We start from the raw sequence: 10244 nt of genomic DNA, 5'->3' as shown, positions 1-10244 counted from the left end.
CTTTTTCTTTCGTGTACGGGGAATCGCGAAAATTGCGAGAGTATGGTCCGATTCAAGAAAAAGGCTATAAAATTCGCAAATTTTATTTTCTTGGACTACTTGCCATTATGGGGTTTGCTTCTGCAATGTCCTTAAGCAAGCTGCCTTACCATGATCATCATGCCCATGCTATGGGAAATGGCAAAAAAGTCGATGTTACGGGAATGCAATTTTCATGGAAACTAAGTGATGAAGACTTTGTAGTAGGAAAACCTGTTCAGTTTCGTGTCACGAGTCAGGAGGTCACCCATGGGTTTGGCCTTTATGATGAAAATCTAAAGCTTATTGCCCAAACACAAGCAATGCCTGGCTACACCAATACTGTATCTATTACCTTTAATAAACCAGGTACATACAAAATATTATGCTTAGAATATTGCAGTACAGGTCATCATTTGATGATAAAAGATATTGTCGTTAAACCTAAAGGAGGTATGTAAAATGGACAATAAAGCACGGAATTCCATTAAAAAAGGTGTTGCTTTATCCCTTGTGATTACCTCTTTTGTACTAGTTTTAATGATGATATTTGGTGTAATCATGCTCTTGAATCAAGGAAATGTGGTTAAGATCTCGCCACAATTATTTTACAAAGTCATGACTATTCATGGCACGGGAATGATAGGAGTTGCCGCTTTAGGGGGCAGCGCCATCATGTGGTACTACTTATCAAAATATATTCATTTAAATCCAAAGATTTTCTTTTCCAACATCATCTTGTCTTTAATTGGGGTTGTAATGATCCTTACCGCTATTTTTGGTTTTAATTTTTCCGACGGATGGACATTTCTTTACCCACTACCTTCGTTCTCAGCAAAGCTAAATGGAGCGGCTGGTGCATTACTATTTTTACTCGGATTGTTGTTATTAGGAATTGGCTATCTTGTAATGTACTTTTACTTAGCTGCTCGTCTTATTAAAGAATACGGTGGATTAGGGAAATCGCTCGGCTGGGATTATATCTTCAGAGGGAAAAAGGGATATGGGCCGCCTGCAGCGGTGGTTGCTACAACAATGGTTATTATCGCCAATTCTACAGGCATTCTTGCAGGTGCAACAGCATTAGTCGAATCGATCATCAATATTATCAATCCAAATTTCAACTTTGATCCAATGCTGGCAAAACATTTAACCTATGCGTTTGGCCATATCTTTGCAAACTGTACCATTTATATGGCCGTTATAGCTGTTTATGAGGTATTATCCGAATACACAGGTCGGCCTTGGAAATCAAATAAAGCGTTTTTAATTGCCTGGAATTGTTCTACTCTATTCACGTTAATGATTTATACACACCACTTGCTAATGGATTTTGCCGTACCTAGATGGATGTTGATTATTGGACAAGTTTTTTCTTATGCTAACGGGCTTCCTGTTATGGTGGTTACAGCTTATGGTGCGTTAATGATTGTATTTCGCTCCGCTGTAAAATGGGATTTCGCTTCCAGCATGTTTTTTGTGGCCATGTTTGGCTGGGTGGCAGGTGCGGTACCGGCCATTATCGATGCAACGATTGTCGTCAATCACGTGATGCACAATACGAAGTGGGTGCCAGGGCATTTCCATACCTATATGGGAATGGGCGTGATTGCCATGATTTTCGGCTTTATGTTTTATTTTAATAAAACAGAAGGCGCACAAAAGCAAATTGGAATTGATTCTTATGCGATTTTCACCTATTTTGCCTTCTTCACAGGACTAGCCGGCTCCTTTCTTTATGCCGGCAAAATCAGTGCTCCGAGGCGCTGGGCAGAGCATTTACCAGCATGGACTGGTTCAGACCAAGTCGGGGCCGTTTGTGGTATCTTTATTATTATTGCAGCCATTTTTTTTACAACAAGATTTATGAATGGTTTAAAAAATGTTGGAAAACAAATAAAGTCAACTCCAAAAAATAAAGCAGCTTAAAAGAAAAGACATCCAGTCTATAATTTGACAGGATGTCTTCTCCATTAAGCAGTACTGTTCATGGACTTTTTATTGATGCCCGGTTTAAAAAAGAATTTCATTAAAGGCGGAGTAACAATCGTTGTGATGAGGATGACGATGACCAAAACAGCAAATAACTCATCATTGATTAGCTTTGTTTCTAATCCAATCGAAGCAATAATTAGGGCAACCTCCCCGCGGGAAACCATGGCTGCGCCGATTCCCAGCGAGCTTTTCCAAGAAAAGCGGGCCATTCTAGCTCCAAGTGCCGCTCCAATTAATTTTGTGAAGATTGCGAGTGTACTAAGCCCAAAAATCAGACCCCAATTTTCTGCAATCCCTTCGAAACTTGCTTTCACACCAATAGAAGTAAAGAAAACAGGAACAAAGATTGAATAACCAATAGTTTCAACCTTTTCAAAAATTTCTCTCTTATAATCCGTTAAGCTAATAGCGGCTCCAGCAATGTACGCTCCTATAATCGCCGCTACTCCCGTTAATTCAGCCACATAGGCATAGACAAAGCAGATAATTAACCCTGCCGAAATAAGAGATTCAGTCACCTTAAGTGGCGCAAACTTTTTTAAAACCCAAGGTACAACCTTCCAAGCTACTAAAATAGCACCTCCGAAAAAGAGTACCTTTTTCAAAATGATCATGCTTAGATTTACCTCACCGCCAGTCATACTCATTAAAAAGGCTAAAGCAAGGATTACAAGAACATCGTCAATTACTGCTGCCCCTAAAATCGCAGTTCCTTCTTTTGACTGCATTTTATTTAATTCTTTAAGGGCTTGAACGGAAATACTCACGCTTGTGGCGGATAGCAATAACCCTAAAAATAACGCTTCGAAAGTTGACATATTCATTAAATAACCAGCTAAATACCCTATGCCTAAAGGGACAATAATTCCGTTAATTCCGACAAGTGATGAAGCTTTGCCACTGCGTTTAAATTCGTCCAAGTCAGTTTCTAGACCAGCAATAAACATTAATAAGATTACGCCAATTTGACTTAGTTCCTCTAGAGTTGCCGTTTCTGAAACAACTCCTAATACTGCGGGTCCGAGAATAATCCCAATCAATAGCTTTCCTAATACCGAGGGCTGACCCAGTTTTACACTAATGTCCCCAGCAAGCTTAGAAGCAAGTAAAATTATCGCCAACTCAAAAATCAATGTCATTAATATCACCTATCTTCCTAAAAAATAAAAAAGAGCCTTGTTATTAGAACAAGGCCTTTAAAAAGAATGCAAAAAAGCCTGTCAACCAAAGGACATATATATCCCTTGGTGACAGACTCCTCCAAAAAACGATTATTAAGTTAATACTAATATAACAAACATTTTGTTGTTTTTCAATTTAATCCTATTGTTCAATTTCAACACTTATTTTTTTCTTTTTTCTTAAACCCTCATATACAATTGGCACAATCACGAGGGTCAAGAGGGTTGAACTCGTTAAACCACCAATAACAGTAACCCCTAATCCCCGGGAGATAACCCCGCTGCCCTCAATTCCTAAAGCTAATGGAATAAGCGCGCCGATAGTGGCGATAGCTGTCATTAGAATTGGGCGTAGTCTTGTTGCCCCTGCTTCCAGTAATGCTTCTCTTGTACTGTATCCTTCTTTTTCTTTGTTTAAAACACGGTCAATCAGAACAATCGCATTTGTAACCACAATACCAATTAACATCAAAGCTCCAATCATCGCTGAAATGCTGATGGTTTCCCCCGCAATTAATAATCCAACTAAGCCCCCGATAATGCTGAATGGTAACGAAAACAGGATGGCAAATGGTGCTAGCGCTCCAGCGAACGTAATAACCAAAATTAAATATACAATCGCAATCGCAGCGAGCATCGCTATCCCTAATTGTGTAAACGATTCTTTAATATCTTCAGTTACTCCGCCTGTTTTTACTGTGACATTTGCAGGTACAGATATTTTATCAACCTTCTTTTGAATAGCAGCAGAAGTTTTAGCTATATTCTTTTTGGTAATTTCACCGCTGACAGAAACATAAATTTCACCATTTCTTCTTGTAACCGTATCAGATGTTTTACCTTCGTTTATCTGTACCAAATCTGCAATCTTTACTTCCTGTCCAATGGCTGATTTTATCGTCTTTTTAGTTAAATCATTCACAGTCGTATATTCTTGTTTCGGAACTTCAAGATAAACATTTAATTCTTTGCCGTCTTTTTGAATAGTTGTGATAACAGGGCGGGAACGATTTTGTGATAGCTCCATCCCTATCTGTGCCGCTGTCAATCCCAGCTTACTCAGCTTCTCCTGATCAACCGTTAACGTGTATTCGTCATACGTTTTGGACATACTCGTATCTACATTTCGAAGCGACTTATTATCCTTCATAATACTCTCGATTTTTCTAACTGTCGGTTCGATATCTGAGAGCTTCTCACCATATACAAAGTAGGTTAGGCCATTGCTTGAACCTCCGCCAGAGAAGTCTTGTGTTCCCCATTCACCTTTACCAGTGTTTTTTTGCAGTTCTTTAATGACTAAATCCTTTTCTTTATCAAAGTTTTCCGTATCCTTATTGTATTTTACGAAAAACATCGCTTGATTTGATGCCCCAGGATTCATTGGGTTTTCCCCGCCTACTGTGTATTGGACAAGTTCTACCCCCTTACGGTTCTGAAAATAATCCTCTGCCTGATTGGCAATCTTTGTAACTTCTTCCTGTGTTTGTCCAGGGTCAGGCTTGTAGGTAGCCACAACCATTTTTTCTTCGTCAGAAGGAATAAAGCTTACTCCAATTAATGGCACTAAGCAGAAACTTCCCGCTAACAAAAGTATAGCCAAACTAATGGTAATGATTTTATGATTAAGGGACCAGTTTAAAATCCGTTTATATACCTGAGCCAGTTTTCCAGGCTTCTCATCGTCATGATGGTGCTTACGGTCAATTCCCTTTTTGAACATCGTATGGGCCATCATTGGAACAATTGTAATCGCTACAAGCAGTGATGCCAATAACGCAAATACAATCGTCAGCGCAAATGGAAGAAACAATTCACCAATCTGTCCCTTTACCAATCCTAATGGTAAAAAAACAGCAATTGTTACAATTGTAGAGGACATAATCGGAATAAACATTTCCTTCGTCGCAGAACGAATGAGGCTTTTCCCTTTTAGTTCCTCACCCGTTAGAGACATTCTCCGGTAAATATTTTCAATCACGACGATGGAGTCATCAATGACACGGCCAATCGCGACTGTCATGGCTCCTAAGGTCATGACATTCAAGGTAATATCCATTTGGTTTAATAACAAAATGGCAATTAAAAGCGATAACGGAATTGAAATGATCGAAATCAATGTTGATTTAAAGCTTCTTAAAAACAACATTATAATGACTACAGCAAATAATGCTCCAAACAAAGCTTTATTAAGCATCGTGCTAACGGACTCTTCGATCGGTTTTCCTTGGTCAAAAGTCGTCTCAAATTCTGAGCCCTTCATTTTCTTCTCGAATTTCTTAATTTCTGCTTTTACCTCGTTAGCAACCTCAACGGTATTCGCATCCGCAGCCTTAATAACTTGAATTCCAATTGCTTCTTTTCCATTTGTGCGAGAAATCGACTCCGCACGTCCAACTTCATTGATATCCGCAATATCCTTAAGCATGATGGTTGGTAATTGCGGTGCTTGCTTTAGTGAACCTGTATTACCTTGCCCAAACTGTTGACCCGCTGAGCTTTGAGCCCCCTGTGCCGCCCCAGACTGCCCAGTAAAACCAGCTGCCGAACCCTGAGACTGTGCCGGAACAACGGGGATTTTCATTTCTTTCAGATCAGTCAGTGATTTTATGTTCCCTTCCACCACTACTGATTTTTCAGTATCCTTAAAGGTATATAAGCCTAATGGGAAAGTGACATCTGACCCTTTGATTAAGTTTTGAACGGTATCATTAGTTAGACCATATTGTTTTAGTTTATCTTCCTTAAAGGTTAATTGAATTTCTTTGACTTCCTGCCCGGCAATTTTTACAGATGAAACACCATTTAACCCTTCTAAGGCCGGGAGGATTTGTTTTTCCACATCATTTGTTAATTGATCCAATGATTTATTTTCATTGGAGACACTTAAAGCGAGAATTGGAAATGCATTAAAGCTAATCCTTGAGATTTCCGGTTTCACTGCCCCCTCTGGAAGGGATACATCAGCCAAGGCCTCCTCTACCTCCCGTTTTGCTTCGTCCATATCCTTTTCATAGGCATATTCAATTTGGATTGCTGAAGCATTTTGGAAAGAGTTGGAGCTTACCGTTTTTACACCATTTAGGTTTTTAAGGCGTTGTTCAATCGGTTCCGAAATTTTTTCTGCAACTTGTTCTGGCGCTGCCCCAGGATAAACTGTAGTAACTGTCACTACGGGAATAGTAATGTCCGGTAATGTCTCCAGTTTCATTCTTAATCCAGAATATAACCCTGAAGCCGTAATAATTAAAGTAATTAACCAAATTGCAAACTTGTTTTTAAGCGAAAAATTAATAATTCGATTCATTTTTTATGTCCTTTCTATATTGGGAGGGTTAATTATTGACTGACTGGTCATAACATTTCCTACTATATATGAAATGATTGGTTAGGTCAACGATAAAATTATGAGTACTGCTTTGACTGATTGGTCAAAAACACCAAAATAAAAGCAGACAGGCCTTTAACCTATCCGCTAATAAATTGCCACAAGACTATTTAGATTATTAGTCCCATTGTTTTATTCTATCTATTATTCTCTCCTTTAAGCTCGAGATAAACGTTTTTTCCCCTTTTAAAACTTTTTGTTTATGCCATTCATTAAAGCTTGCAATAGAAATTAAGACTAATCCAGCAATTAATAGGTAAAACCACCACGGCATATTGCCCCAGTAAGGACGTGTTTGCAGGAATACATTTAGTAGTAAGACACCCGCACCCGTAAAAAAGTAAGACTTAATTTGTAAGAACATCCCTGATATCATCGATAATAACGAGAGGGAACCTAAAATTATCGCATCATAAATCGTATTGCTGGCTAACCCATCCTGGATTAAAAGGAGTGCAACAATAATTAATACACCCCATTGAATAGCTTTAGTAATTTCCGAGTATCTGCCTTTTAAAAGGAAACGGATGAAAATCACCAGCAAAATAAATGGAAGAACTTCCGCTTCCCGTTCCCAAAATGCTGGGATATTCAGTTCCTGAATAAGCGAATAGTACGGTTCTAATAAGTAGGCGCCACCAAGGATTGACATAAATACGGAAAGATTTCCAGGTACTCTTTTTCTTTGCATCCATATGGTAACAGCGATGAGTATTCCCGGAATGGCATGAGTCCATAAAGCTTGAGTTTCAAAAAAGTACATAAACCCAAAAAACAAAAGGGAAATGATGGTAAAACCATCAACCTTATTCTCCTTCGGTTTTTTTCCGCTTTCCAGCAACATTTTGTAATTGAATTGCCCAAGAATAGACATTGCAATACCCATCCCGCCAGATAAAAGCATTTTTTCAAGTCCATCCATGTCACTAACATAAGAGATTTCTGCTGTGGCTAGAAAGGCCAAGAATAATGGAATGATTTCAATGAGATTCCATTTAATTTTATGCAAATAAAAAACGGCAGCAAATGCATATAGGCATGTAATTACATATGAAACCCAGGTAAATGGATAATTCATGATCATGAAACCTATACCCATGATCGAAAATGGCACGAAATAATAGGCTGTTCTTCGTTGCATCTCCTTATTGACTGCCAGTGAAAATATTAAGATGAGGCAGCTGGTGATCGGGAATTCGTAATTCCCAAAATATCGGACGAGGGTTTTACCCAATGCCAAGGATACCGTAACGAAAAGTGCTGTAAAACTTCCATATAAAAATGCCTTAATCTTCCATTCTTTAACAGCATATCTTGTACTTAGCCCGTATACAAATAATGCCGTTATAAAACTATAAATGGATTCAAAGTTATAGGCAAACCAGGTAAAGGCAAGTGCGAAAGGATATATGACGTGCCCTGACCAAGCATAAGCATTGGATAAATCTTTATCCAATTTACGACTAATAAAAGCGATAATAAGCAGAAGAACTACACTTGTTGTAGCGATTAAAGAATTAGCTGATTGATTGAAGTGTATCTTTTGTGAAACAGCATTTACAATTGAGAAATAGGTTAGAAAGGTAGCAGAGCAAATAAGAAAGGGAACCCATTTTGTTCCAACTTTTTTATACAAATAGTAATACATACCAATTCCAATTAATAAAACAAACGACTGAACCCAAAGAACATTAATTGGACAAAAGATGGCACAGGCAATACCAATAGTATAAATCCCTTGTGAAATATACAAAGAAAATCGCTCTAACTCTTTTTCAGCAACTCTTCTCCAAGCAAAGCTTGACAATAATACCAGGAAAGCTCCCGCTGCAAAGTTTACAGCATAGCCGTATTCAGCAAAGTAAATCGAAGAGATTGAATTGATTTCTTCCCCAAATGCCGGAGCAGCAAGACCCAATGAAGCTGGCAAAATCCAAAAGGCCGCATCTTTATAGTGGCGCCTTTTTTCCTTTTTAATAAGTAAAAAGGAAATGACTGTTACAAGCAGAAGCATGACTCCCAGCTCCCACCACTTAAAGAAAACCAGGGCTGCCATAATTGCCAAGGCCATAAGCCCCAATCCTACGTCCTTTGAACTGTTTTGAATGATCTTAATAAATTTATTTGATAGAACTATTCCAAAAACCAGAAACAGAATAAAACCTGCTATAAAAATAGAGAAAGAAATATTCATTTGAAAAGGTTTAGCGAACATTGCGATAGCTTCATAAAGACTTGATGCCGTAAAAACAGCACTTAAATAAGGGAATAATGGAATCTTACTGTTATGAGATAAATAAAGAAAATTACCAGCTATTACTAAATAAGCCAGCATTAACACAATTGATGGATTGCCCGCACGCAGTAAGATTCCTTCAAGGCTAATGTAGATAAAGGCGAATCCCGAGATAATGGCACTTGTATATTGAAAGGTTTTATCAAGAGCGAATTTCCCGCCCAGTGCCTTTGGCACAAAAACGATACCAAAGCCAACCATTGCATAGACCACCGATCCAAAATGATCAAGGAAACTATGCTCTATCAACTGGTAGGCACCATATACAATCATGATACTAAAAATAAAATGATATTCTTTTCTCCCGCTGACAAACATCATAGATAAATAAATGATGGCTGTTAGGAGAAGATTGAAGCTGTATAATACTTCATTATCATATAAAAACAGCATAAAAAGCGTACATAGAACGAGATTGACTTGTACATATGGGACAAATTCTTTTGTAAATAATTTGTATGCTTCCTTACCTTTGAATTTATGATATAGGATGATAATGATAGCATTAAAAAGCATCATACCGAGATAAAAGAAATCGACACTAAGCTTCAATGAAGCTGCTAAAAATGCTGCTCCGGAAGTGACAGTAACATAAGAAAACCATACAAATAATCTAGATTTCAACTTACTAGCAAATGTTGTATAGACGATTAAAGGAAGAAAACTCCCAAGCATGCCAAGGACATATTTTCCTTCACCGTTAATCGATAAATAAGTCCCTAAAAGCCCAAACCATCCAAGTGACAAAATAAAAATCGGTAAAAACAAACTGCCTAACACAGTAAAGGCAAAGGCTGTTTTGTCAATTTTCAACACTTTAAATGCGAGCAAGGCAATTCCGTAAAATAATAACGAAACAATAGCAATAGAACCACTTTTCATCACGCTGGTCATTGATTCCCAGTTACTTGTCGCTACAAATAAGCCCCCAATTAATAGGAAAATAACCCCAATATTTAAGGACCACGTAATATTCCTTTCACGAATTTCTTCAGAAGATAGTACCTTTTTTACTTTTTGAGGCTGAGGAGGAACCGGCTTTTTATTAATCGATATTTTCATTTCAGTTGGCAATTGGATTGCTTCTTCCTCGATTAAATCCAACTGAAACTGATTATGTGCTTTCGCTACGATTTCGACGATACTCTTTGTTAAGTATCCTTTCTCCCTTAAGGTGAAAAGTTCCTGTCTGAAGATTTTTCTTCTCTCTTCCCTGCTAATAGGCTCCATCTTTATCCCCCTCAACAATCAATCATGGGTTTATATCTTTATTTCTTAATGTAGTCGCATTTACCACTATAGTGAAATTTTACACCATTTTGGTAATTATCTCAACATTTTACTGTAAAATAAAAACAGCTGTGTA

Annotated in this window: 5 protein-coding genes; 2 read left to right on the top strand and 3 right to left on the bottom strand. The window is 37.9% G+C overall.

What is annotated here, in order from left to right; genetic code table 11:
- Together ACIFOT_RS32130 and ACIFOT_RS32125 are read left to right on the top strand one after the other, a co-directional pair.
- A partial coding sequence (locus tag ACIFOT_RS32130) for a cytochrome c oxidase subunit II (RefSeq protein WP_430072997.1) occupies positions 1-479 on the top strand: 479 nt, incomplete at its 5' end.
- A gap of 1 nt (position 480) precedes the next feature.
- The gene (locus ACIFOT_RS32125; protein WP_430072994.1) at positions 481-1947 is read left to right on the top strand and encodes a cbb3-type cytochrome c oxidase subunit I; all 1467 of its coding nucleotides are present in this window, start codon (positions 481-483) and stop codon (positions 1945-1947) included.
- A gap of 44 nt (positions 1948-1991) precedes the next feature.
- On the opposite strand, the gene ACIFOT_RS32120 is transcribed toward ACIFOT_RS32125, so the two are convergent.
- The 3 genes from ACIFOT_RS32120 to ACIFOT_RS32110 form a co-directional block, all read right to left on the bottom strand.
- Positions 1992-3152, bottom strand: a complete 1161-nt coding sequence (locus tag ACIFOT_RS32120; protein WP_430072992.1) for a cation:proton antiporter — start codon at positions 3150-3152, stop codon at positions 1992-1994.
- Positions 3153-3336: 184 nt separating this feature from the next.
- Positions 3337-6501, bottom strand: a complete 3165-nt coding sequence (locus tag ACIFOT_RS32115; RefSeq protein WP_430072989.1) for an efflux RND transporter permease subunit — start codon at positions 6499-6501, stop codon at positions 3337-3339.
- A 199-nt stretch (positions 6502-6700) separates the two neighbouring features.
- Positions 6701-10108, bottom strand: coding sequence for a hypothetical protein (locus tag ACIFOT_RS32110; RefSeq protein WP_430072986.1), 3408 nt, complete (start codon positions 10106-10108; stop codon positions 6701-6703).
- Between the last annotated feature and the right edge of the window lie 136 nt (positions 10109-10244).

The organism is Neobacillus sp. NRS-1170, assembly GCF_050468025.1.
Note: the sequence above shows the minus strand (reverse complement) of the source record. Positions and strands in the feature narration are given on the sequence as shown.